Source organism: Micromonospora wenchangensis (assembly GCF_002210435.1).
In the GTDB taxonomy this organism is placed as follows: Bacteria; Actinomycetota; Actinomycetes; order Mycobacteriales; family Micromonosporaceae; genus Micromonospora; species Micromonospora wenchangensis.
This window is the reverse complement of sequence record NZ_MZMV01000004.1, coordinates 33147-57094: the sequence shown is the minus strand read 5'-3', so window position 1 is coordinate 57094 and position 23948 is coordinate 33147. Positions and strand designations below refer to the sequence as shown.

The 23948-nt window shown below is 72.0% G+C and carries 17 protein-coding genes; 14 read left to right on the top strand and 3 right to left on the bottom strand.

Going from position 1 to position 23948, the window contains the following annotated elements:
• Positions 1-101: 101 nt before the first annotated feature.
• The 4 genes from B5D80_RS03360 (at position 102) to trpS (ending at position 3896) form a co-directional block, all read left to right on the top strand.
• Positions 102-401: a MoaD/ThiS family protein gene (locus B5D80_RS03360; RefSeq protein WP_211291374.1), complete on the top strand. Its 300-nt coding sequence runs from the start codon at positions 102-104 to the stop codon at positions 399-401.
• A complete protein-coding gene (locus B5D80_RS03355; RefSeq protein WP_088642279.1) occupies positions 398-1612 on the top strand; it encodes a cytochrome P450 family protein in 1215 nt (404 codons plus the stop codon). The genes B5D80_RS03360 and B5D80_RS03355 overlap by 4 nt, the downstream gene beginning before the upstream one ends.
• The gene (locus tag B5D80_RS03350; protein WP_088642278.1) at positions 1609-2622 is read left to right on the top strand and encodes a 2-dehydropantoate 2-reductase; all 1014 of its coding nucleotides are present in this window, start codon (positions 1609-1611) and stop codon (positions 2620-2622) included. Before B5D80_RS03355 ends, B5D80_RS03350 begins: the two co-directional genes overlap by 4 nt.
• Before the next feature lie 158 nt (positions 2623-2780).
• Positions 2781-3896 carry a tryptophan--tRNA ligase gene (gene trpS, locus B5D80_RS03345; protein ID WP_245854198.1) on the top strand — a complete coding sequence of 372 codons (1116 nt, stop codon included), beginning with the start codon at positions 2781-2783 and terminating at the stop codon, positions 3894-3896.
• Positions 3897-3994: 98 nt separating this feature from the next.
• Here the strand turns inward: trpS and B5D80_RS03340 are convergent, their stop codons facing one another.
• A complete protein-coding gene (locus B5D80_RS03340; protein ID WP_245854197.1) occupies positions 3995-4846 on the bottom strand; it encodes an SAM-dependent methyltransferase in 852 nt (283 codons plus the stop codon).
• A gap of 536 nt (positions 4847-5382) precedes the next feature.
• Here B5D80_RS03340 and B5D80_RS03335 point away from each other — a divergent pair.
• From B5D80_RS03335 to B5D80_RS03325, 3 genes are all read left to right on the top strand, one after another.
• Complete coding sequence (locus tag B5D80_RS03335; RefSeq protein ID WP_088642276.1) at positions 5383-6447, top strand: SMP-30/gluconolactonase/LRE family protein; 1065 nt, start codon at positions 5383-5385, stop codon at positions 6445-6447.
• Between the two features lie 33 nt (positions 6448-6480).
• Positions 6481-8196 (top strand): PQQ-dependent sugar dehydrogenase, encoded by a 1716-nt coding sequence (locus B5D80_RS34720; protein ID WP_088642275.1) that lies wholly within the window; start codon positions 6481-6483, stop codon positions 8194-8196.
• 302 nt (positions 8197-8498) lie between these two features.
• Positions 8499-12296, top strand: coding sequence for a multifunctional oxoglutarate decarboxylase/oxoglutarate dehydrogenase thiamine pyrophosphate-binding subunit/dihydrolipoyllysine-residue succinyltransferase subunit (locus tag B5D80_RS03325; RefSeq protein WP_088642274.1), 3798 nt, complete (start codon positions 8499-8501; stop codon positions 12294-12296).
• A 77-nt stretch (positions 12297-12373) separates the two neighbouring features.
• Here B5D80_RS03325 and B5D80_RS03320 read toward each other — a convergent pair whose 3' ends face one another.
• Entirely contained in the window at positions 12374-13024 is a 651-nt protein-coding gene (locus B5D80_RS03320; protein WP_211291373.1) for an FMN-dependent NADH-azoreductase, read from the bottom strand.
• Positions 13024-14604, bottom strand: a complete 1581-nt coding sequence (locus tag B5D80_RS03315; protein ID WP_088642273.1) for an FAD-dependent monooxygenase — start codon at positions 14602-14604, stop codon at positions 13024-13026. The genes B5D80_RS03320 and B5D80_RS03315 overlap by 1 nt, the downstream gene beginning before the upstream one ends.
• Before the next feature lie 181 nt (positions 14605-14785).
• Here B5D80_RS03315 and B5D80_RS03310 point away from each other — a divergent pair, with 181 nt between their 5' ends.
• From B5D80_RS03310 to B5D80_RS03280, 7 genes are all read left to right on the top strand, one after another.
• Positions 14786-15811, top strand: coding sequence for a methyltransferase (locus B5D80_RS03310; protein ID WP_088642272.1), 1026 nt, complete (start codon positions 14786-14788; stop codon positions 15809-15811).
• 107 nt (positions 15812-15918) lie between these two features.
• The gene (locus B5D80_RS03305; protein WP_088642271.1) at positions 15919-17490 is read left to right on the top strand and encodes an MFS transporter; all 1572 of its coding nucleotides are present in this window, start codon (positions 15919-15921) and stop codon (positions 17488-17490) included.
• Positions 17491-17593: 103 nt separating this feature from the next.
• Positions 17594-19258: an FAD-dependent oxidoreductase gene (locus B5D80_RS34715; RefSeq protein ID WP_088642270.1), complete on the top strand. Its 1665-nt coding sequence runs from the start codon at positions 17594-17596 to the stop codon at positions 19256-19258.
• A gap of 7 nt (positions 19259-19265) precedes the next feature.
• Positions 19266-20021 (top strand): SDR family NAD(P)-dependent oxidoreductase, encoded by a 756-nt coding sequence (locus tag B5D80_RS03295; protein WP_088642269.1) that lies wholly within the window; start codon positions 19266-19268, stop codon positions 20019-20021.
• A gap of 335 nt (positions 20022-20356) precedes the next feature.
• On the top strand, positions 20357-21190 hold the full coding sequence (locus tag B5D80_RS03290) for an AfsR/SARP family transcriptional regulator (RefSeq protein ID WP_088642268.1): 834 nt from the start codon (positions 20357-20359) through the stop codon (positions 21188-21190).
• 267 nt (positions 21191-21457) lie between these two features.
• Positions 21458-22723, top strand: a complete 1266-nt coding sequence (locus tag B5D80_RS03285; RefSeq protein ID WP_088642267.1) for a beta-ketoacyl-[acyl-carrier-protein] synthase family protein — start codon at positions 21458-21460, stop codon at positions 22721-22723.
• On the top strand, positions 22720-23940 hold the full coding sequence (locus B5D80_RS03280; RefSeq protein WP_088642266.1) for a ketosynthase chain-length factor: 1221 nt from the start codon (positions 22720-22722) through the stop codon (positions 23938-23940). The genes B5D80_RS03285 and B5D80_RS03280 overlap by 4 nt, the downstream gene beginning before the upstream one ends.
• The last annotated feature ends 8 nt before the right edge of the window (positions 23941-23948 follow it).

The window sequence follows — 23948 nt, the reverse complement described above, 5'->3', positions numbered from 1 at the left end:
CCGCGCCGCGACCGCCGGTGACGTCAGGAAACCTGTCCAGGAGGGACCCAGTCATGTCCGAATCTGCCCATGGCACCGGCGCACCGTCGCCGGTGCCCGTCGTGACCGTCAAGGTCCCGGCGGCCTTCCACGCGCTGACCGGCGGTCGGCGGCTGTTCTCCGTCGAGGGCGACAGCATCCACGAGGTGCTCGTCCGGCTCGACCGTGCCGCCCCGGGGCTGCTCGACAAGATCGTGGACGGGGACCAGCGGGTCAAGCGCTACGTCAACGTCTACCTCAACGACGACGACATCAGGGGCCTCGACGGCCTGGAGACGAAGGTCGGCCGGGACGACCTGGTCTGGATCATCCCGGCGGTGGCCGGTGGCAGCGGCGAGCCGGGAGGTCGGGGGTCACGATGACGGAGGTGCTGCCCACGACGTACTTCACCGACCCGGGGGACTCGCCCCACGCGGCGACGACGGAGTTGCGCTCCCGGTGCCCGGTGCACCGGATGGACGTCCCGCCCGGCGCCGAGGCGTACGCCGTCCTCGCGAACCGGGTCGTCGAGGAGGCGTTCGGCGACCCACGACTGTCCAAGCAGATCGAGAACCTGCCCGCCCGGTACCGGGACAAGGCGGCGACCAACAGCCTGCTGGTCGTCGGCAACCTGGGCTTCGCCGACCCGCCGAAGCACACCCGGCTCAAGAAGCCGATCAGCCGCGCGTTCCTGCCCGCCGTGGTGGCCCGGCTCCGGCCGCGCATCCAGGCCGTCGTCGACGACCTCATCGACGCGTTCCCCGACGGCGGCGAGATCGACCTGGTGACCGCGTTCGCGCTGCCGTTGCCGCTCATCGTCATCTGCGAGTACCTGGGCATCCCGGTGCAGGACCGGCCGCTGTTCCAGCGGTGGAGCTACGTGCTCAGCCAGGACCCGTTGCAGCACGCGGAGAGCGAACTGAAGGCGGCGAGCGACGAGTTCTCCGACTACTTCACCGCCCTGGTGGCGCAGCGGCGGGCGAACCTCGGTACCGACCTGCTGAGCGAACTCGTCCGGGCCCGGGACGACGACGCGCTCACCGACCGGGAGCTGTTGTCGACGATCCTGCTGCTGATCATCGCCGGGCACAAGACGGTCGCGAACATGGTCGGCAACGGCACGCTGCTGCTGCTGCGGCACCCCGACCAGCTCGCGATGCTGCGCGCCGACCCGGGCGGAATCCCCGGGGCGATCGAGGAGATCCTGCGCTACGAGGGGTCGGCGGGCTGGGCCTCGTTGCGGGTCGCCACGCAGGACATGCGCCTCGGCGGGGTGGACATCCCCCAGGGCAGCTTCGTGCACCTGTCGCTCTCCGCCGCCGGCCACGATCCCGAGGTGTACGACGACCCGGAACGGTTCGACGTCACCCGTTCGCCGAACCGGCACCTGTCCTTCGGCCACGGCACGCACTTCTGCATCGGGGCCCCGCTGGCCCGGCTCCAGGGCGAGATCGCCTTCTCCACCCTGCTGCGCCGCCTGCCGGACCTCGCCCTCGCGGTGCCCGCCGAGAAGGTCGCCTGGGTGGCGGACAGCTCGCTGAGCCGGGGCCTGGAGGCGCTTCCACTGCGGGTCGGCAGGCGGTTGCCCCGATGACGGCCCGACCGCAGGTGGGCGTCGGGGCGGGCGGTACCGACGCCGGCCCGGCGGGCGGGGACGGCCCGCCGGTCGACGCGAGCATCGCCGTGGTCGGGGCCGGCGGCGTGGGTGGGCACCTCGGTGGCCGCCTCGCCGCCGCCGGGCACGACGTCCGGTTCCTCGCCCGGGGTACGACCCTCGCCGCGTTGCGCCGTACGGGGTTGCGGGTCACCGGCGACGCGGGGGACTGGGTGGCCCCGGCGCTGCGCGCGTCGGACGACCCGCGGGACCTGGGCCCCGTCGACTACGTGCTGCTCTGCGTCAAGACCCCGCACCTGCCCCCGGCCCTGGACGCGCTGGCCCCGCTGGTCGGCCCGGACACCGCGGTGGTCACCGTGCAGAACGGGGTCGAGGCGCCGGAGCAGGTGGCGGCCCGGATCGGCCGCGCCCGGGTGCTGCCCGGCCTGGCCCGGGTGGTCGCCACCCCCGTCGCACCGGGTGAGGTGCGCTACCACGGTCCGCCGGGGGCGCTGGGCTTCGCGGAGTGGGACGGCGGCGCGTCCGACCGGGTGACCCGCCTGCGCGGGCTGCTGCGCCGGGCGGGGGTGGACGTGCTGGAACCGGGCGACATCTGGGCCGCGCTGTGGGCGAAGTTCCTGCTGGTGGTGCCGGTCGGCAGTCTCGGCGCGGCCACCGGCGGGGCGACGGTCGGTGAACTCCGTTCCCGCCCCGGCACCCGCCGGATGCTGGTCACGGGCATGCGCGAGATATACGAGACCGGAATTGCGCTCGGAATCGCGCTGCCGCCGGACGCGCCGGATACGGCGGTGGCGCTGATGGACCGGCAACCGGCGGACAGCACCACCTCCCTGCAAAGGGACATCCTCGCCGGGAGACTGTCGGAGTTCGATGCCTGGACGGGTGCCGTCGTCCGACTGGCGGGGCGGGCCGGGCGACCAGTGCCGCTGCACGCGATGTTGCACGAACTGCTCGCCACGCGCATATCCCGGAGCGTCGGGCAGAAGTGAGGGTCGGCCGTCCGTCGGGTCGGGGCCAACGGCCGAGGTCAGTTCGGTGGTCCGTGCCCGGGAGGCCGTGACGCCGTTTCGGATCGGGGTCCCTTTGCCGTTCCCCGATGCGCGGGCCGTGCAATCATGGCGTCGAGACCGACCCTTCAGGAGATCCTGTGAATACCGCCGTACCCCAGACCGAAGACGCCGGCGCCGCTGCCTCGGCCGGGCCGACCGACACGCTCGGGACGTCCGCCGCGCAGGCCCGCAGCGCCGTGCTGGAGGAGCTGATCCGCAAGGACCCGGGGCGGTTCCGGGTGCTCACCGGTGACCGCCCCACGGGCCGCCTGCACCTCGGTCACTTCTTCGGCACGCTGCACAACCGGGTCCGGCTCCAGGAACTCGGGGTGGAGCTGTTCGTGGTCATCGCGGACTACCAGGTCCTCACCGACCGCGACGTGGCGGACAATCTGCTCCAGCACGTCGAGGAACTGGTCCTGGACTACCTGGCCATCGGGGTGGACCCGGCCCGCAGCACGATCTTCACGCACGGGGCGGTGCCGGCACTCAACCAGTTGATGCTGCCGTTTCTCAGCCTCGTCTCGGTCTCCGAACTCAACCGCAATCCCACCGTCAAGGACGAGATTTCCCACTCGCGGCAGTCGGCGGTCAGCGGGTTGATGTTCACCTATCCCGTCCACCAGGCCGCCGACATCCTGTTCTGCAAGGCGAATCTGGTTCCGGTCGGCCAGGACCAGCTTCCGCACCTCGAACTCACCCGGACGGTCGCCCGTCGTTTCAACGACCGGTACGGTGCCGGTTCGGCGGTGTTCCCCCAGCCCGACGCGTTGTTGTCCAGCGCCCCGCTGCTGCTCGGCACGGACGGCACCAAGATGAGCAAGAGCCGGAACAACGCCATCACGCTGGCCGCCACCGCCGACGAGACCGCCCGGCTGGTCAAGGGGGCGAAGACGGACTCGGAGCGGCACATCAGCTACGACCCGGCCACCCGCCCGGAGGTGTCGTCGCTGCTGCTGCTGGCGGCCCTGTGCCAGGGGCGCAGCCCGGAGCAGGTGGCCGCCGACATCGGGTCGGCGGGGGCCGCGGCGCTCAAGAAGGTCGTCACCGAGTCGGTCAACGAGTACCTGGCCCCGATCCGGGCCCGCCGGGCCGAGTACGGCCAGGACCGGGCCCACCTGCGGGCCGTGCTGAGCGAGGGCAACGAGCGGGCGCGGGCGGTCGCCGACGCCACCCTGGCCGAGGTACGGGCGGCGATGAACACCTGCTACTGACGCCGGCCGTGGCCGGTGGCGGGCCCGGGAAGCCTGCCGCCGGCCACGGCCGGCCCCCGGGTGGGGACCGGTCGCGTCGCCGACGGCAGCGCCCGTGCTCAGGCCTTGCGGGCCACCCCACCGACGATGGTGTGGTAGGTGGCGGTCTGCTTGGTGTCCTCCTCGCCGTCGGGGTGCCACTCGGCCAGCGGGACCAGACCGGGCGGGACCAGCTCCAGGTCGCCGAAGAAGCCGAGGATCTCGTCCCGGGTACGCCACCGGCCGGTGCCCAGCGTCTCGTTGAAGACCTTCTCCACCGCCCGCGCCTTCGCCGAGACCTCCGGCTGGGCCGCACCTGGGTCGTAGAAGTGCGAGATGGCCAGGTAGCTGCCGGAGGGAAGGGCGTCGATCAGCCGGCGGGCCACCCCGGCGGGGTCGTCGTCGTCGTGCAGGTGGTGCAGGATCGCCAGGAGCAGCAGCCCGACCGGCTGGTCGAAGTCGATCAGCTTGCGCTCGCGCAGCTCGGCCAGCAGTTCGTCCGGCTGCCGGACGTCGGCGCCGACCACGGTGGTGGTCCGGGCGTCCGCGAGCAGGGCCCGCCCGTGGGCGAGGGCCATCGGGTCGTTGTCCACGTAGACCACCCGGGCGTCCGGGTCGACCTGGTGGGCGATCTCGTGCACGTTGCCCCGGGTGGGCAGGCCGGAGCCGAGGTCGAGGAACTGGCGGATGCCCGCTTCGGCGGCCAGGTAGCGGACCGACCGGCGCAGGAAGGCCCGGCAGGCCCGCCCGGCCTCCGGCCCGTCCGGGGTGACCTGCATCGCCATCTGGGCGGCGTGCCGGTCGACCGCGAAGTTGTCCTTGCCGCCGAGGTAGTAGTCGTACACCCGGGCGATGCTGGGCCGGGTGGTGTCGACGCCCGGCGGCGCCGCCTTGTCGCTCGTCAACGCTTCGATCCCTCCGAACAGGGCCATGGTCGGTGAATACTGGCGGGGAGACCACGACACCCATGGCTGCCGAACCGGTGCCGGCCACGACGTGGGCCGGATCTGCCCTGAGGGTAGATGAGCGCGCTCCCATCGTCGATTCCGCATCCGTCGGTGACGCGACAGGTGGGTGCGAATCAGGACTGTCGGCGCTTTCCGCGACCCGATCGGAGTCCACAGTCGAGCCGTCCACGATGGCCCGCGGCGGAACGGTGCATCGGCGGCGGCGACGGGTTCCGCCGGAGCGGCCGGACGGTCGCCACGGCATCCATCGACCGGGCCCGATCAGCATGTGGACCGGTTCGACGGTCGGTGACCGGGTGACTCCGGTGATCCGGCGACATCGACCAGCATCTTAGTGAGAAATCCGGATCATTGCCGGGATCGGCGGATCGCCACCCATGCGGTGCGGTGGTTCCTAATTTATGCTGCCCCATGATGCATCGATACCGGTAGATCAGTCTCGGTGCCACCACCCCGCGACCGCCGACGACGGCGGGTCCGTTCGCCGATCGGAGTTCCCGATGGTCCTGCAACCGGCCGCCACCGCGCTGGCCAGCATCCTGCTCGCCCTGCCCGCCGCCGTCCCGGCGGGCACCGACACCGCGCCCGCGCCGTCCCTGCGGGCCGCACCGTCGGCCGGGCAGCCCGCCGCCCTGGCCGGCCCGCCCGGCGCGCCACCCGGGGTCTGCCCGACCGGCACCGGCTACGGCCCGCCGCTGCCGTCCACCTCGGTCACGGCCACGAAGATCCGTGGCGGCTTCGCGTTCCTGGAGGGGCCCGTCTGGATCGCCGACCGGGGCTACCTGCTCTTCTCCGACATGGCCGCGCCGACCGGGTCGGAGAACGTCCAGCCGTCGACGATCCGGCGGTTCACCCCGCCGGCCACCTTCGACACGTTCCTCGGCAACGCCGGCAGCAACGGGCTCGCGCTCACCCCCGACGGGCAGCAGCTCGTGGCCGCCACACACGACCAGCGCAGCGTCTCGACGTACCGGCTCGACAACCTGGCCCGGGGGGTCGTCGCCGCCAACTACCAGGGTCGGGCGTTCAACTCGCCGAACGACGTGGCGGTCCGCTCGGACGGCGTCGTCTACTTCACCGACCCCAACTTCCAGCGGGGCAACCGCCCCGACCAGATGAGCGGGCGGACCAGCGTCTTCCGCGTCTCCGGCGGCCAGGTGTCGCTGGTCGACGACGCGCTGCGCCAGCCCAACGGCATCGCCCTCTCCCCGGACGGCGGCACCCTCTACGTGGGCGCCTACGGCGAGAACAAGATCTACAAGTACGCCGTCCAGCCCGACGGCAGCACCGGCCCCCGCAGCGTGTTCGTCAACTACGTCGGTGGCCCGGACGGCGGCACGATCGACTGCGCCGGCAACGTCTACTGGACTTCAGGCGGCGACGGGCTGGTGCACGTCTACTCGCCCACGGGCAGCCAGCTCGGCACGATCCGCTCCGGCTCCAGCGGCACCACCAACGTGGCGTTCGGCGGGTCCGACCGGCGCACCCTCTACGTCACCTCGGGCCGGACGAACGACTCCGGGCTGTACAGCGTGCGGCTCAACGTGCCCGGCTACCCGTACTGACCACGACCAGGCTCTCAGAAAGGGACCCACCGCGTGCGAACCAGTTATCGCCATCCCCGCCGCGTCGTCGGCCTGGCGCTGCTGACCAGCGCCTGCACCGTCCTGGCCGGCGCACCCGTCACCGCCGGCCCGCCGGTCACGCCGGCCGGGACGACCCTCGTCCGGGCCGCCGCCGACACCCGGCCGCCCACCGCGCCGAGCTACCTGCGCAGCACCCGGCTGACCTGTCAGTCGGTCACGCTCGCCTGGTCGGCGTCCCGGGACGACGTCGGGGTCGCGTACTACGACATCTACCATGACGGCCAACTCGTCACCTCGGTCGCCGGCAACACGCTCACCGCCACCCTCACCGTCGCGCAGGGCGTCACCTGGGGGTGGTACGTCAACGCCCGGGACGCCGCCGGCAACGTGTCGCAGGCCAGCGCCACGCTCTCCGTGACGCCGCCGTTCTGCCAGTCGGACACCCAGCGGCCCACCACCCCGACCAACCTCGCCGCGACCGCCAACGGCACCGACGTGACCCTGACCTGGACGGCGTCCACCGACAACGTGGCGGTCACCCGGTACGACATCCTGCGCGGCGGGGTGACGGTCGGCTCGGTCACCGGCACGGCCGGCAACCCGCCGGCGACCTCGTTCACCGACACCGGGCTGACCGCCGACACCGAGTACCGCTACACGGTCGTCGCCCGGGACGCACAGGGCAACACCTCCACGGCGAGCAACGCGGTGACCGTACGTACCGGGTCGGCCTGCACCAGCGCGGTCTGCGGCACGACGGTGGTCACCACCGAGCGGGACCTGCCGTGGGGGCTGGTGCAACTGCCCGACGGCACGGTGCTCTACGGCCGGCGTGACCTGTTCGACGTCGTCGCGATGAACCCGGACGGCAGCAACAAGCGCAGCATCGGCACGGTGCCCAACGTGGCCGGCACCAACGGCGAGGGCGGGGTGCTCGGGCTGGCCGTGTCGTCGAGCTTCACCACCGACCGGTGGCTGTACATCTACCACACCACCACGACCGACAACCGGATCGTCCGCATCCGCTACGACGGCACGTTGCAGACCGGCACGGTGCAGGTGCTGCTGACCGGCATCCCGCGCAACAAGTACCACAACGGCGGGCGGCTGCGGTTCGGCCCCGACGGGATGCTCTACGCCGCCACCGGCGACGGGCAGAGCCCGGACCGTGCCCAGGACGTCAACGACCTGGGCGGCAAGGTGCTCCGGATCCGCCCCGACGGCACCGTGCCGTCGGACAACCCGTTCGGCAACGCGGTCTGGAGCTACGGGCACCGCAACCCGCAGGGGCTGGCGTTCGACTCCCGGGGCCGCCTCTTCGAGCAGGAGTTCGGCAACAACGTCATGGACGAGACCAACATCATCGTCCGGGGCGGCAACTACGGGTGGCCGGCCTGCGAGGGCACCACGGGCAGCTGCGCCAACCCGAACTTCATCGCCCCGATCCGCACCTACCCGGTGGCCGAGGCGTCGTGCAGCGGTCTGGCCATCGTCCGGGACGTGCTCTATCTCGGCTGCCTGCGGGGCAACCGGATGTACCGGGCGGTGATCAGCGGGGACACCCTCACCGACGTGCAGCAGTACTTCGTCGGCACGTACAGCCGGCTGCGGACCGTCGAGCCGACCCTCGACGGGAACCTGTGGCTGACCACGAGCACCGGCGGTGACAAGGACAGCATCCCCAACAACAGCAACGAGCGGATCCTCAAGGTGACCCTGGGCAGGTAGCCGGCCCGCGACCGGCCCACCACCTGCGGTGCGGTCGCCGACCACCCCGGTCGGCGACCGCACCGGCCCGGCGTCGGGCACCCCCACCGCCCGGGAAGCCGTCCCGGGCGGTGCCGGCCCCGTCGCCGCGGACCGGGTCGCACCGTGAGCGGGAGCGGATTTCCGGTGGAGCCGGAGCAGACGGCGGGCCGTGTCCACAATGCCGGCAGGTGTCGGCGTAGCCTGAATCGAACGTGGTTTCCGTCCACCGTGACGAGATCGTCGCGTGCCGTCAATCTGTGGTGAAAGAGGCGAACCCGGCTGTGTCGACCCAGCAGACCTCGCAGGACAGTCCGCTCGCGGATTTCGGTCCCAACGAGTGGATCGTCGACGAGATGTACCAGCGCTATCTGGCCGATCCGACGAGCGTCGACCATGCCTGGCACGACTTCTTCGCCGACTACCGACCGGGGGCGGGCACGACTGCCCCGCCACCGGGCGCGACCGCCCCGCCACCGGGCACGACCGCCCCGCCGCAGGACGCGGCCCCGCCGCGGGAGGCGACCGCTCCGGACCCGGTGAGGGCCGCGGACACCCGTGCCGGGGCGGCGACCGGAACGGGCGCACCGGCCCCGCCGCCCGCCCGGACCGGGAAGGCTCCCGCGTCCGGCGAGCGCGCCGGGTCGCCAGGTGAGCGGTCCGGCGGAACCCGGGCGGCCGGTGGGGCGACGTCCGGCGGCGGCGCGTCGGGTGACCCGGCCACCGCCGCGAGCACGGTCCCGCTGCGCGGGGTCGCGGCCCGCATCGTGCAGAACATGAACAGCTCGCTGCACGTGCCGACCGCCACCAGTGTCCGCGCCGTGCCGGCCAAGCTGCTGGTGGACAACCGCATCGTGATCAACAACCATCTCGCCCGGGGCCGGGGCGGCAAGGTCAGCTTCACCCACCTGATCGGCTGGGCGTTGGTGCGTGCGGTCGTCGCGCACCCCGAGATGAACAACTCCTACGCCGAGGTGGACGGCAAGCCGGCGCTGGTGCAGCCGGAGCACGTCAACCTCGGTATCGCGATCGACCTGGCCCGGCCGGACGGCACCCGCACCCTGGTCGTACCGTCGATCAAGAAGTGCGAAGGCATGGACTTCCGGCAGTTCTGGCAGGCGTACGAGGACCTGGTCCGGCGCGCCCGCCGCAACGAGCTGACCATGGAGGACCACGCCGGCACGACGATCTCGCTGACCAACCCGGGTGGCATCGGCACCGTGCACTCGGTGCCCCGGCTGATGCCCGGCCAGAGCGCGATCATCGGGGTCGGCGCGATGGAGTACCCGGCGCCGTACTCGGGGATGTCCGACGAGACCCTGGCCGACCACGGCATCAGCAAGGTCACCACGCTGACCAGCACGTACGACCACCGGGTGATCCAGGGCGCGCAGTCCGGCGAGTTCCTCAAGACTGTGCACGAACTGCTGCTCGGCGGGCACGGCCTGTACGACGACATCTTCACCTCGCTGCGGATCCCGTACGAGCCGGTGCGCTGGATGCGGGACGTGGCCCGGACCTCCGAGGGGCAGATCGACAAGGCCGCCCGGGTGATCGAGCTGATCCACGCCTACCGGGTGCGCGGGCACCTGATGGCCGACACCGACCCGCTCGAGTTCACCATCCGCCGGCACCCCGACCTGGACGTCCTGCAACACGGCCTGACCCTGTGGGACCTCGACCGGACCTTCCCGGTCGGTGGCTTCGCCGGCCGGCAGAAGATGCGGCTGCGCGACGTGCTCGGCGTCCTGCGGGACACCTACTGCCGCCGGGTCGGCGTCGAGTACATGCACATCCAGGAGCCGGAGGAACGGCGCTGGATCCAGGAACGCATCGAGATCAGGTACACCAAGCCGGACCCGGACGAACAGCGGCACCTGCTCAACCGGCTCAACGCCGCCGAGGCGTTCGAGACCTTCCTGCAGACCAAGTACGTCGGTCAGCGCCGCTTCTCGCTGGAGGGCGGCGAGTCGCTGATCCCGCTGCTCGACGAGGTGCTCCAGGCCTGCGCCGAGGGCGGCTTCCACGAGCTGGTCATCGGCATGGCCCACCGGGGTCGGCTCAACGTGCTCGCCAACATCGTCGGCAAGCCGTACGAGAAGATCTTCAACGAGTTCGAGGGCCAGATGGACCCGGACTCGGCGCACGGCTCCGGCGACGTGAAGTACCACCTCGGGCAGACCGGCAAGTACACCACGCCCGACGGGCAGCACTGCACCACCGTCAGCGTGGTGGCCAACCCGTCGCACCTGGAGGCCGTCGACCCGGTGCTGGAGGGCATCGTCCGGGCCAAGCAGGACCGGCTCGACCTGGGACTGGAGGGCTACACCGTGCTGCCGGTACTGGTCCACGGTGACGCCGCGTTCGCCGGCCAGGGGGTCGTCGCCGAGACGCTCAACCTGTCCCAGCTGCGTGGTTACCGCACCGGCGGCACCGTGCACGTGGTGGTCAACAACCAGGTCGGCTTCACCACCGCCCCCGAGTACAGCCGTTCGTCGCTCTACTGCACCGACGTGGCCCGGATGATCCAGGCGCCCATCTTCCACGTCAACGGCGACGACCCGGAGGCGGTCATCCGGGTCGCCCGGCTGGCCTTCGAGTACCGGCAGGCGTTCAACAAGGACGTCGTGATCGACCTGGTCTGCTACCGCCGCCGTGGGCACAACGAGGGCGACGACCCGTCGATGACCAACCCCCGGATGTACGAGATCATCGACGCCAAGCGCAGCGTCCGGAAGATCTACACCGAGGAGTTGATCGGCCGGGGCGATATCACCGTCGAGACCGCCCAGCAGCAGCTCCGCGAGTACCAGGCCGAGCTGGAGCGGGTCTTCAAGGCCAGCCGGGACGCGGCCGGCGCGCCGTCGCGGGTCCGTCCGTCCTGGGGCCAGGAGCCCGAACCGCAGGTCGACACCGCCGTCGACGCGGCGGTCGTCCGCGCGGTCGGGGAGGCCCACCTGCACCTGCCGGAGGGGTTCACCGCGCACAAGCGGGTCCAGCAGGTGTTGCAGCGGCGGGCGCGGATGGCGGTCGAGGGCGGTATCGACTGGGGCTTCGGCGAGCTGATCGCCTTCGGCTCGCTGCTGACCCAGGGCGTCACCGTCCGGCTGGCCGGCCAGGACTCACGGCGCGGCACGTTCACCTCGCGGCACGCGGCGGTCGTCGACGCGCCGACCGGCGAGTCCTACCTGCCGCTGTCCCGCCTGGCCACCGGCGACGCCCGGTTCTTCGTGCACGACTCGCTGCTCTCCGAGTACGCCGCCATGGGCTTCGAGTACGGCTACTCGGTGGAGAACCCCGAGGCGCTGGTGCTCTGGGAGGCGCAGTTCGGCGACTTCGCCAACGGCGCGCAGTCCATCATCGACGAGTTCCTCAGCTCCGGTGAGCTGAAGTGGGGTCAGCGGTCGTCGCTGGTGCTGCTGCTGCCGCACGGGCAGGAGGGACAGGGCCCGGACCACTCGTCCGGGCGGCCGGAGCGCTTCCTGCAACTGTGCGGGCAGGACAACATGCGGGTCGCCATCCCCAGCACCCCGGCGAACTACTTCCACCTGCTGCGCCGGCAGGCCCTGTCGGCCAAGCGCAAGCCGCTGGTGGTCTTCTCGCCGAAGTCGTTGCTGCGGCACCGGCTCTGCGTCTCGGACGTGGCGGACTTCACCACCGGCGGGTTCCAGCCGGTGCTGGCCGACGGCGGGCCGGGTGTGGAGCCGCCGTCCGCCGAGGCGGTCAGGCGGGTGCTGCTCTGCTCCGGCAAGGTCTACTACGACCTGGTGCAGGCCCGTGCCGACCGCAACATCGGCGACACCGCCATCGTCCGGCTGGAGCAGCTCTACCCGCTGCCGGTCGAGGAACTCAGGGCGGTGCTCGACCGGTACCCGCACGCGGAGGACTTCGCCTGGGTGCAGGAGGAGCCGGCCAACCAGGGCGCCTGGTCGTTCGTGGCGCTCAACCTGGTGGAGCACCTGGACGGGCTGCGGCTGCGTCGCATCTCCCGCCCGGCGGCCGCCGCCCCGGCGGTCGGCTCCGCCAAGCAGCACGAGGTCGAGCAGGCCGCGATCATCGACGCGGCGCTGCCGCAGCCCTGAGGCAGGAGTGACGAACGGACGGGGCGGCCGGCCGGTGTGGCGCGGCCGCCCCGTCCGCCAGGGTTCGGGTGGTCCGGTCAGCCGGTGGCTTCGGTCGCGGCGTACATCTCCCGGATGGTGCGGTGGGCCCGCTCCCGGGACTCGGCTGCCAACGGCTTGAACTGCGCGAGCTTCGGCATCGACTCGGCCAACGTCATCTCGGCGTGCACGTAGGTGATGTCGGTGAGACCGACCTGACCCAGCGCGGCGGTGATCCACGGCTCCTGGAAGTCGAACGGCGCGCGTGGGGTGCCCGGGGCGTACGAACCGCCCCGGGCGGTGATCACGACGACCTTCTTGCCAATCAGCTTGCCCTGCCGGGTCTCGGTGTCGAAGGTACGGCCGGGCAGGACGATCCGGTCCACCCAGCTCTTGAACACCGCCGGGACGGCGAAGTTGTACATCGGCAGGCCGAAGACGTAGGTGTCGGCCGCCTCCAGTTCGGCGATGAGCTGCTCGGTCACGGCCCAGCTCGCCGCGGCCTCGGGCGAACGCGACTCCGGCGGCGCGAAGGCGTGCGCCAGGCTCGGCAGGTCCGGGTAGGGGACGGGGTCCGCCGCCAGGTCGCGGTAGGTGACCTGGCCGTCGGGATGGGCCGCCCGCCAGTTGCGGGCGAAGTCGGCGGTCAGCTCTCGGGTGACCGAGTCATCCGTACGGGTCGAGGTGTCGATGTGGAGCAGCTGTGGCACTACAACTCCTTGTTCCGTGGCGACGGGTCCGTCGGCAGACCGGCGGGGGACGGTCTGTCGCGTGACGCCGGTTCGTGGGATGACGGTTCGGGGGGTGAGGCGGACACCGGCCGGCCGGCCGGGCCGAACCACCGGGTCAACGCCACCTCCAACTCGTCGGTCAGGGCCGCGGTGGGATCGTCGCTCGCCCACGCGAGGTAACCGTCCGGTCGCAACAATAGTGCTGCGGCGGGCGCTTCGGTGTCACACTCCGCAGATATCACGTCGACCCGGTCGGCCCAGCCGGCGGCGGCCGGTCGGAGCCTCGCGGAGCCGGTCAGGTCCAGCAGCACGCCACGGCCGGACCGCAGCAGGTGCACCGCCCGGGAGGTGCCCTCCGGCCCCCGCAGTGCCAGGTCGGGCATCCGGCGTCCCACCAGCGGATGACCGTCACCGAGGTCGTAGCGGATGTCGACGCCGGTGACCATCCCCGCGAGGTAGCGGTTGACCTCGGCGAAGTCCATCAGCCGGGCGAACAGCTCCCGCAGCGGGGTGATCTCCTCGGCCGGGTCCATCAGGGCCAGTTGGGCCCGGGTGTTGTGACACACCTGCCTGGCGACCGGGTGCCGCTCGGCGTGGTAGCTGTCGAGCAACTCCCGCGTACCCCAGCCGGCGATCACCCCACCGAGCTTCCAGCCGAGGTTGACCGCGTCCTGCATGCCGGTGTTGAGACCCTGCCCGCCGGCCGGGAAGTGGACGTGGGCGGCGTCCCCGGCGAGCAGCACCCGACCGTCGCGGTACCGGGCGGCCTGCCGGGTGGCGTTGCCGAACCGGGAGGTCCAGCGCGGCTCGCTCATCTCCAGTTCCACCCCGGCGACCCGCTTGACCGCCGCCCGTAGCTCGTCGAGGGTCACCGGGAGGTCGCGGGACGCCTGGGGGGTGTGGAACTCCACGGCCACCACCCGGTGGTACCCGTCGTCGAGCGGCACCACGCCGAACAACCCTCCGGCCAGCCGGCGCAGTTGCGGGCCCGGTGGCTGTTCCTCGGCCAGTCGCACGTCGCCGAGCAGGGCGTTCATCGTCGACGACGTGCCGGGGAAGTCGATGCCACCGAGCTTGCGGACGGTGCTGCCGCCCCCGTCGCAACCCACCAGATAGGCGGTGCGGAGCTGGTGTACGCCCTGCGGGGTGCGGACGTCCACCACCACCCCGTCGACCTCCTGCCGGAAGCCGACGATCTCGTGGCCGTAGCGCAGCTCCGCACCGAGTTCCACGGCCCGCTCGGCGAGGATCTCCTCGGTCCGGGCCTGGGGCACCATCAGCGCGTACGTGTGGTTGCCGTCCAGCGCCGAGAGGTCCAACCGGCGCAGGCCGGCGAAGTGCGCCGTCGGCCAGACCGGTGAGCCCTCCCGGAACCTGTCCAGCAGCCCCCGCTGGTCGAGCACCTCCACCGTCCGGGCGTGCAGCCCCAGTGCCCGGGACTGGCCGCTGGGGCGGTGCAACCGTTCCAGCACCAGCGTCCGTACGCCCGCCAGCCGTAGTTCGTTTGCGAGCATCAGTCCCACCGGGCCGGCCCCGGCGATCACCACGTCGTGTCTCATTCCCACCGTCCTGCCGTGCCGTCGGTGTCCGCCGCACCCAGGTGTGCCGGCCGACCGGTGTCCAGGGTGGTGCCGACGGCGGCCGCCGGGCCAGTTCCACCCGCCCCGTTCGAGTGGGGTGCGAGGCCGGCGCGAGCCGGGCTGACCACGATCGAGGCACGACGACCTCGGGAGGCAACAGATGAACGCGACGCCACAGGTGACCGACGGGGTGGCGACGGCCCGGTTGAGCACCGCGTACCGGCAGGCCAAGGTGCTGCACAGCGCGGTCGAACTGGGGGTCTTCGACCTCCTGGCGAAGGGGCCCGCCGGTGAGCCGCAACTGCGCGCGGAACTGGGCCTGCACCCCCGGCTGGCGCGGGCCTTCCTCGACGCGCTGGTGGCGCTGGGCCTGCTGGTGGTGGCCGACGGGCGGTACCGCAACTCGGCGGTGGCCGAGGAGTTCCTGGTCCAGGGCGGCGAGGTGCACCTCGGCGGGGTGATCCGGATGGCCAGCAACCGTCACTACCAGACCTGGTCCCGGCTCACCGAGGCGCTGCGCGACGGTGCGCCGAAGACGCCGAGCCGGGGCGGCCCCAACACGATGCGGGCCCTGTACGCCAACCCGGACGACGCCCGCAACTTCCTGCGGCACATGGACTCGATCAACGGTTTCGTCGGTCCGGCCCTCGCCGAGGCGGTCGACTGGAGCCGGTACGGCTCGTTCGTGGACGTCGGGGGTGCGCGGGGCAACATCGCCGTGCAGCTGTGCCGGCGGTGGCCACACCTCGGTGGCGGTGTGTTCGAGCTGCCGGAGGTAGAGCCGCTGTTCCACGAGTACCTGGCGGAGCTGGGGCTGACCGGATCGATCGGGTTCCACAGCGGGGACTTCTTCGTCGACCCGCTGCCCCGTACCGATGTGTTGATCTTCGGCCACGTGTTGCACGACTGGGACGCGCAGGAGCGGCAGACGCTGCTGCACCGGGCGTTCCAGGCGTTGCCCTCCGGCGGGGCGGTGGTGGTCTACGACCAGATGACCGACGAGGCGCAGCCGGAGCTGTACAGCGCTCTGGCCAGCCTCAACGTGGCACTGATGACCGTCGGTGGGGCGGAGTACCCGATCGAGGAGTGCCGGGCGATGGCCGAGAAGGCCGGTTTCCGGGTGCTCGGCGGCAGCCGCCTGCACACGATCGGCAACGACTACGTGCTGGTGGCCGAGAAGCCCTGAGTGCGGCGTGCCGGCCGAACGGCTTACGCTGCTGGACGGTAACGGCGCAACTTCGGTGGGTACCTGCGGCCCGAGGCCCTGTCCTCATCGGGAAGGGCAGGTGTGACGTGGCGCAGGAGAAGACCGCACCGACGGAGGTCGGGGAGACCGGGTCGACGCCGGTCGGGCGTCGGCTGACCCTCGCGGTGAGCGGCCTGCTGCTGGGGATGCTGCTCGCCTCGCTGGACCAGACGGTGGTGGCGACGGCGCTGTGGACGATCGTGCGTGACCTCGACCCGGCGCACGGGCTGTCCCGGCTGTCCTGGGTGGTGACGGTGTACGTGCTGGCCGCCACCGCCACCACCCCGCTCTACGGCCGGATCTCCGACCTGGTCGGCCGACGGCCGCTGTACGCGATCGGGGTGGGCTTCTTCCTGCTCGGTTCGGCGTTCGCCGCCGTCTCGCAGAGCCTGGAGCAGTTGATCGCGGCCCGGGTGGTCCAGGGGATCGGTGCGGGTGGACTGATCGGGTTGACCTTCGCGGTGGTCGCCGACCTCGCGCCGGGCCGCAGCCGGGGCCGCTACCAGGGCTATTTCGGTGCCGTCTTCGCGGTGGGCAGCATCGCCGGACCGTTGCTCGGCGGCTTCGTCGCACAGCAGTCGGGTTGGCCCGACGGCTTCGCGGCGTGGCGCTGGATCTTCCTGGTCAACGTACCGCTGGGTCTGGTGGGGTTGGCGCTGGTGCTGCCCGGCGTGCCGCGCCGGACCGGCCCTCCGACGCCGGTCCGGGTGGACGTGCCGGGGGCGCTGCTCCTGGTAACCGGCGTGTGCGCGGCGCTGCTGGTGGCGGAGTGGGGTGGTCGGCGCTACCCCTGGTCGTCGCCGCCGGTGCTCGCCCTGGCCGGCACCGCCGTGCTGCTGCTGGTGGCCTTCCTATTCTGGGAGGCCCGTCTCGGTCGCGCCCGGCCCGGGACGGGTCGGTGGGTGGCGGCTCCGCTGGTGCCGCTGCGGATGTTCGCCGAACCGGTGCTGCGCACGGCCGTCCCGGTGGCCGCCGCGGTGGGTGCCATCACCTTCGGGGCGATCATCTACCTGTCGCTCTATCTCCAGATCACCCAGGGTCTCGGTCCGGCGGCGGCCGGGCTGCACCTGGTGCCGATGATGGTCGGTGTGCTGCTGGGTTCCACCGGATCGGGCGCGGTGATCTCCCGGGTGGGCCGGTACGAGTTCTTTCCGGCGCTCGGCACCGGGCTGGCCGCCCTCGGCCTGCTGCTGCTGGCCCGGCTGGGGGCGGCCAGCAGTCCGCTGGCGCTCGGCGTGGACATCTTCCTGCTCGGCCTCGGTCTCGGGCTGGTGACGCAGGTGGTGGTGCTGGCGGTCCAGAACGCGGTCAGCCGACCGCAGCTCGGTGCGGCGACCGGCACGGTCACCTTCTTCCGCCAGCTCGGCGGGTCGTTCGGTGCCGCCGTGTTCGGCGCGATCCTCACCGCCGGGCTGGCCGCCGGGGCCGACGTCGTCGGCGATCCGGCCCGGCTGCGTACGGTCGCGCCGGCCGAGGCGCGGGCGGCCGTGACCGCCTTCGTGGACGCCCTGCACGTCGTGTTCCTGAGCGCTGCTGCGATCATGGTGGTCGCCTTCCTGCTCTCGCTGCGCCTGTTGGTGGTGCTGCGCCGGGCCGGTGCCGCCCCGGCGGCCGGCTGAACCGTTCCCACCGGCGCGTTTGAGCCGCGATGTAGTTGCCTGCTAGCTCCCGCTGCCAGCCTTGGTTCCGATCGGCAACCAGGGTCACGACGGGAGTGGGCCGATGACACAGGAGAACGACGCACCGCAGGTGCTCGTGGTGGGCGCGGGACCGGTCGGACTGACCGTGGCGCACGAGTTGCTGCGTCGTGGCGTCCGCGTCCGGTTGGTCGACGCCGCCCCCGGGCCGGCGCGGACCAGCCGCGCGCTGGCCACCCATGCGCGGACGCTGGAGACGTACGACCAGATGGGGCTGTTGGAACGGTTGCAGCCGCGTGGCCGCCGGGTCCAGGCGTTCACACTGCACCAGGACGGCACGGTGCTGACCCGGCTGGGGACCGACTACAGCCACCTGCCGACCCGCTTCCCGTACACGGTGATGATCGATCAGGTGATCACCGAGGAGGTGCTGCGGACGGCGGTCGAGGAACTGGGCGGCCGGGTCGAGTGGGGCGTGCGGTTGGAGTCGTTGTCCCAACGCGACGACGCGGTGGGCGTCCGGCTGCGCGGACCGGCCGACGCCGTGACCGAGCTGACCGTGCCCTGGCTGGTGGGCTGCGACGGTGGGCACAGCACGGTCCGTAGGTGTCTGGGCCTGCGCCTGGTCGGCAGTTCCAGCGAGACCTGGCTGATCGCCGACGCCACGGTGGACGCCGACGTGCCCCAGGACAGCATCCACTGGGTCCGGACCAGGCGGGGCACGGTGATGCTGGTGCCCTTCCCCGAGCCGGGCCGCTGGCGGCTGCTGGACACCGCCGAGGCGGACCACGCCGACGACCCGGACGTGATCGGCGCGCGCTTCTCGACCAAGCTCTCCGCCGGGCTCGGCCGGCCGGTCCGGGTGCAGCGACCGACCTGGGTCTCCGTGTTCACCATCCAGCAACGGATGATCGAGCAGATGCGGGTGGGCCGCTGCTTCGTGGCGGGCGACGCCGCGCACGTGCACAGTCCCGCGTCCGGTCAGGGCATGAACACCGGCATCCAGGACGGCTACAACCTGGCGTGGAAGCTCGCCATGGTGGTGGCCGGGCGGGCGGACGCGACGATGCTGGACTCCTACCCGGCCGAGCGGGTGCCGATCGGCCGGGTGCTGCTCGGCTCCACCCGCAAGGCGACCGCTGCGGTGCAGCTCAGGAATCCGGTACTCGGCACGGTCCTGCCGCTCGTCGTCCGGCTGGTCAACCGGGTGCCGGCCCTGCGGGGGCGGGTCCAGCGGAAGATCATGGGCGAGATGTCGGCGCTCGGCGTCAGCTATCCGGGCAGCCCGTTGACCGTGGCGGCGGACCCGGGTCCGGGTCCGGCCCCCGGCGGCCGGGTGGCCCAGGTGACGGCGGCGGGCGCGCTGGACCCGGGCTGGGCGCAGGTACTGGCGGAGCTGCGCGATCCCCGCTGGTCGCTGCTGGTCGGCGAGGCCGCCGTGCGGGCGGTCGCGGAGTTGCCCGCCGACGTCGCGGCGTGGCTCTCGGTGCGTACCGTGGTCGCGTCGTCCGCCCGGGTCGACACGGCCGGTGCGGCGGAGGGGACGGGTGGGGCGGAGGCCGCCCGGCACCGGCCGCTCCCGGACCCCGCCGGCCGGGTCCGTGCCGATCTGGGGCTCGGCCCCCGGGGGTGGCTGCTGGTGCGACCGGACGGCTATCTGGCGGCCCGGGGCGACGACTTCTCGGCCGGGTCGGTCACCGGCGCGATCCCCGGTGTCGGGGTGGCGCGCTCCGCGTCGAGTGCGGTCTGAGGCCGGCATGGACGTCGGACTCACCGACCGCCGGGTGCTGGTGACCGGTGCCACCGGGGGGATCGGCCGGGCGTTGACCCGGGCGTTCGCCGCCGAGGGGGCCCGGGTCGCGGTGGCGTACCACCGCGATCAGGCCGCCGCGCAGGCTGCCGTGCGCGAGTCGGGCGGGGAGCAGCGGGCGCTTGCCGTGCGGTACGACCTGGCCGATCCGGCGTGCGGGGACACCGCGGTGGGTGCCGTCACGGACCGCTGGGGTGGCCTGGACGTGCTGGTGGCGAACGCGATCCGGCCGCCCACCTTCCGGCCGGGCGCGGCGTCCTTCGAGGACGTCCCGGTCGCGGACTGGCTGCCGTTCGTGCAGGACAACCTGGGGCGGACGGTGGCCACGGTGCAGGCCGCGGTGGGTGCCATGCGCCGTGGCGGCTGGGGGCGGATCGTGTTGATCTCCACCCATCTGGTGCGGCAGGGGGCGGCGGGGCGGGAGTTCTACACCGCCACCAAGGCTGCGTTGCACGGGCTCGCCAGCAGTCTCGCCTGGGACGTGGGCCGGGACGGCATCCTGGTCAACGTGGTGGCCCCCGGTCTGACCCTGACCGACCGGGTGGCGGCGATGCCCCGGCAGGTGCGGGCGCGGGAGGCGGCGGCCACCCCCAGCGGCCGGTTGACGACGCCGGAGGAGGTGGCCCGCGCGGTGCTCTTTCTCGGCTCGGCGCTCAACGGCAACATCACCGGTGAGGTGCTCACCGTGGCCGGTGGCCACTGAGGCCGCCCGGCATGGCGAGATTTGCCCACCGCCGTCCCGCTATTGGTGCGCATAACGCATTGCGGCCGGGTGTTACCTTAATGATCGCCGTGATCCAACAATATTTGTCCCGATCGATATTTGCTGTGTAGGATCACTTTTGCGGATCGGATGGCAGAGGTGGTGGGTGGCGACACTTTCCGCCCGGCTCGACAGAGGGGAATCTGCCGTAACAGTCGGAGGTATGGCCGCAAAGCGCGCCAAACGGGCATCGGATTTTCTTGCGATTCCGGACACTTCATCGGCGTGGCGCACCGTGAGGGGCATCAGGCCCAGCAGTATGGGGGGAGCAGAAATTGGAATTCGGACTGCTAGGTCCCATTCTCATTGACGGACAGGACTGCACCGCACTGCTCGCGGCGGCGAAGCCGCGTAAAGTGCTCGCCCTGCTCCTTCTCTACGCCAACCAGGTCGTGCCGGTCACCGCCATCATGACGGAACTCTGGGACGCCACCGCGCCCCGCAGCGCCCAGACGACGGTCCAGACCTACATCCTCCGCCTGCGCAAGTTGCTCGCCACCGTCGCGGGCTGCTCACCCCAGCAGGTCTCCCGGGAACTGCTGAAGACGAAATCGAGCGGCTACCTGCTCCAGGTGGGCCCCGGCGCGCTCGATCTGCACCGCTTCGACCAGTGCGCGGCCAAGGGCCGCAGGGCCCTCTCCGTCGGCGACAACGAATCCGCCGCCAGACTCCTCGACGATGCGCTGGAGTGCTGGCGCGGGCCGGCGCTCGTCGACGTGCCCGCCGGCCAACTGCTGGACGCCCAGGTCACCCGACTGACCGAAGCGCGGCTGACCGCCCTGCAACAACGGATCGAGGCCAAGCTCCGGCTCGGCTACCACCACGAGCTGCTCGGCGAGATCAGCGCCCTGACCACCGAACACCCACTGCACGAGAACCTGCACGCCCAGCTCATGCTCGCGCTCTACCGGTGCGGCCGCCGGCCGGACGCTCTGGAGGTCTTCCACCGTCTCCGCAACGACCTCATCAACGAGCTGGGCCTGGAACCGTCGGCCAAGATGCAGCGGCTGCACCAGGCGATCCTCGTCGCCGACCCGGTCCTCGACGGTCCACAGCGCGCCGACGGCCTCGCGGTGGACTACATCTTCCGGCTCGGCCAGCTCGTCTGACCCCCGGTGGCCGGCCGGACCGGTCCACCGTCACCACGGCTGCGGCCGGCACCGAAGCGGTGCCGGCCGCAGCCGTGTCGGCATCACCCCCTCGGCGTCGTGCCCCCGACGCGCGCCGACGCCGCAATTGTTTTAGTGCCGCTCAAGCACACGTCTAGCTCGCCCCAACACACTGGTGGAACCAGCGGACGTCCACCGGAGAATGCGTCGGACGCCCGCAGACAGCCGCGCAGTGGGCGGCATCAACGCACCGATCGGGAGAAGCCGATGAGGCGTCGTGTGGTCATTACCGGAATCGGCATCGTCGCACCAGGGGGTATCGGCAGGAAGAATTTCTGGGAGCTGCTTACCTCCGGGCGTACCGCGACTCGGGGAATAACCTTCTTCGACCCGTCCGGATTCCGCTCGCGCATCGCCGCCGAATGTGATTTCGACGCCGCCGCGCAGGGCCTGAGCTTTCAGGAGATCCGACGGATGGACCGGGCCGCGCAGTTCGCCGTGGTCAGTGCCCGGGAGGCGCTGGCCGACAGCGGACTCACCCCCGGGGAGTTGGACCCGTACCGCACCGGTGTGGTCGTTGGCACCGCCGTCGGCGCCACCACCGGGTTGGAACAGGAGTACGTGGTGGTGAGCGACGGCGGGCGGCGGACCCTGGTCGACCACGAGTACGCCGTCCCCCAGCTCTACGGCTACTTCGTACCCAGCTCGTTCGCGGTGGAGGTGGCCCGCGCGGTCGGCGCGCAGGGCCCCGCCACCGTCGTCTCCACCGGCTGCACGTCCGGGATCGACGCGGTGGCCCACGCGGTCGAACTGATCCGCGAGGGCTCCGCCGACGTGATGGTCGCGGGGGCGACCGACGCGCCGATCTCCCCCATCACCGTCGCCTGCTTCGACGCCATCCGGGCCACCAGTCCCCGCAACGACGACCCCGGCACCGCGTCCCGGCCGTTCGACCGGACCCGCAACGGTTTCGTCCTCGGTGAGGGCGCAGCGGTCTTCGTCCTCGAGGAACTGGGGCACGCCCGGCAGCGGGGCGTCCGGGGATACGCCGAGATCGGCGGCTTCGCCGGGCGGTGCAACGCCCACCACATGACCGGGCTGAAGCCGGACGGGCGGGAGATGGGGGAGGCGATCCTGGTCGCGTTGCGCGAGGCGCGGGTCGACCCGACCGACGTCGACTACATCAACGCCCACGGCTCCGGCACCCAGCAGAACGACCGCCACGAGACCGCCGCCTTCAAACGCAGCCTCGGCGACCACGCCTACCGCACGCCGGTCAGCTCGATCAAGTCGATGGTCGGGCACTCACTCGGGGCGATCGGGTCGATCGAGATCGCCGCCTGCGCGCTCGCCATCGAACACCAGGTGGTTCCGCCGACGGCCAACCTGCGCGAGCGGGACCCGAGCTGCGACCTGGACTACGTGCCGCTGGTGGCCCGGGACCACCCGGTCCGCACCGTCCTGACGGTGGGCAGCGGGTTCGGCGGGTTCCAGAGCGCGATGGTCCTCACCGCGCCGGGGGCACCCGCATGACCGCCACGGTGATCACCGGACTCGGCGTGCTGGCACCCAACGGCCTCGACACCGCCGACTACTGGTCCTCGGTCCTGGCCGGCCGCAGCGCCATCCGCCGGCTGTCGCACTTCGACCCGTCCCGCTACCCGGCGGTCCTCGCCGGTGAGATCCACGGCTTCGACGCGGCGGCCCGACTGCCCAGCCGGCTGCTGCCGCAGACCGACCGGATGACCCGGCTCGCGCTGGTGGCCGCGGACGCCGCCCTCGCCGACGCCGGGGTGGTCCCCGCCGAACTGCCCGAGTACGGGATGGGGGTGGTCACGGCCAGCGCCTCCGGCGGTTTCGAGTTCGGCCAGAACGAGTTGCAGAACCTGTGGAGCCGGGGCGGGGAGCACGTCAGCGCGTACCAGTCCTTCGCCTGGTTCTACGCGGTCAACACCGGACAGATCTCCATCCGGCACGGCCTGCGCGGGCACAGCGGTGTCCTCGTCGGCGAGCAGGCCGGCGGCCTGGATGCCCTGGGCCAGGCCCGCCGGCAGAACCGCAACGGCACGCCGCTGGTGGTGACCGGTGGTGTCGACGGATCACTGTGCCCGTGGGGTTGGGTCGCCCAACTCCCCAGCGGGCGGCTGAGCCACAGCACCGACCCGGCGGCCGGGTTCCTCCCGTTCGACGAGCGGGCCTGCGGTCACGTGCCGGGCGAGGGGGGCGCGATCCTGATCGCCGAGGAGCTGACCGCAGCCCGGCGGCGTGGCGCCCGGCAGGTCTACGGCGAGGTCGCCGGGTACGCCAGCACCTTCGACCCGGCCCCCGGCACGGGTGGGGAGCCGGGGCTGCGCCGCGCGATCACCCTCGCCCTGGCCGACGCCGACCTGACCGCCGACGCCGTCGACGTGGTCTTCGCCGACGCGGCCGGCGTCGCGGAGCTGGACCTCGCGGAGGCCGAAGCGATCGACGCGGTCTTCGGCCCGGGGGCGGTGCCGGTGACGGCGCCGAAGACCATGACCGGGCGGCTCTACTCCGGGGGCGCCCCCCTCGACCTGGCCACCGCGCTGCTGGCGTTGCGGCACGGGGTCATCCCACCCACTGTCAACGTCCGCACCCCCGCACCCGGCATCGACCTCGATCTCGTGCTCGCCCAGCCCCGCCCGGCGACGCTGCGCACCGCGCTGGTGCTGGCCCGGGGATACGGCGGCTTCAACTCCGCGGTGCTGCTACGGACCGTGGACCACTAACCACTTTC

Excerpts from the sequence above, each read along its gene's own strand:
- B5D80_RS03355 (WP_088642279.1), top strand. The coding sequence starts at position 398 with ATGACGGAGGTGCTGCCCACGACGTACTTCACCGACCCGGGGGACTCG.
- B5D80_RS03315 (WP_088642273.1), bottom strand. The coding sequence starts at position 14,604 with ATGAGACACGACGTGGTGATCGCCGGGGCCGGCCCGGTGGGACTGATG.
- B5D80_RS34715 (WP_088642270.1), top strand. The coding sequence starts at position 17,594 with ATGACACAGGAGAACGACGCACCGCAGGTGCTCGTGGTGGGCGCGGGA.
- B5D80_RS03280 (WP_088642266.1), top strand. The coding sequence starts at position 22,720 with ATGACCGCCACGGTGATCACCGGACTCGGCGTGCTGGCACCCAACGGC.
- B5D80_RS03285 (WP_088642267.1), top strand. The coding sequence starts at position 21,458 with ATGAGGCGTCGTGTGGTCATTACCGGAATCGGCATCGTCGCACCAGGG.
- B5D80_RS03310 (WP_088642272.1), top strand. The coding sequence starts at position 14,786 with ATGAACGCGACGCCACAGGTGACCGACGGGGTGGCGACGGCCCGGTTG.
- B5D80_RS03350 (WP_088642278.1), top strand. The coding sequence starts at position 1,609 with ATGACGGCCCGACCGCAGGTGGGCGTCGGGGCGGGCGGTACCGACGCC.
- B5D80_RS03295 (WP_088642269.1), top strand. The coding sequence starts at position 19,266 with ATGGACGTCGGACTCACCGACCGCCGGGTGCTGGTGACCGGTGCCACC.
- B5D80_RS03340 (WP_245854197.1), bottom strand. The coding sequence starts at position 4,846 with ATGGCCCTGTTCGGAGGGATCGAAGCGTTGACGAGCGACAAGGCGGCG.
- B5D80_RS03335 (WP_088642276.1), top strand. The coding sequence starts at position 5,383 with ATGGTCCTGCAACCGGCCGCCACCGCGCTGGCCAGCATCCTGCTCGCC.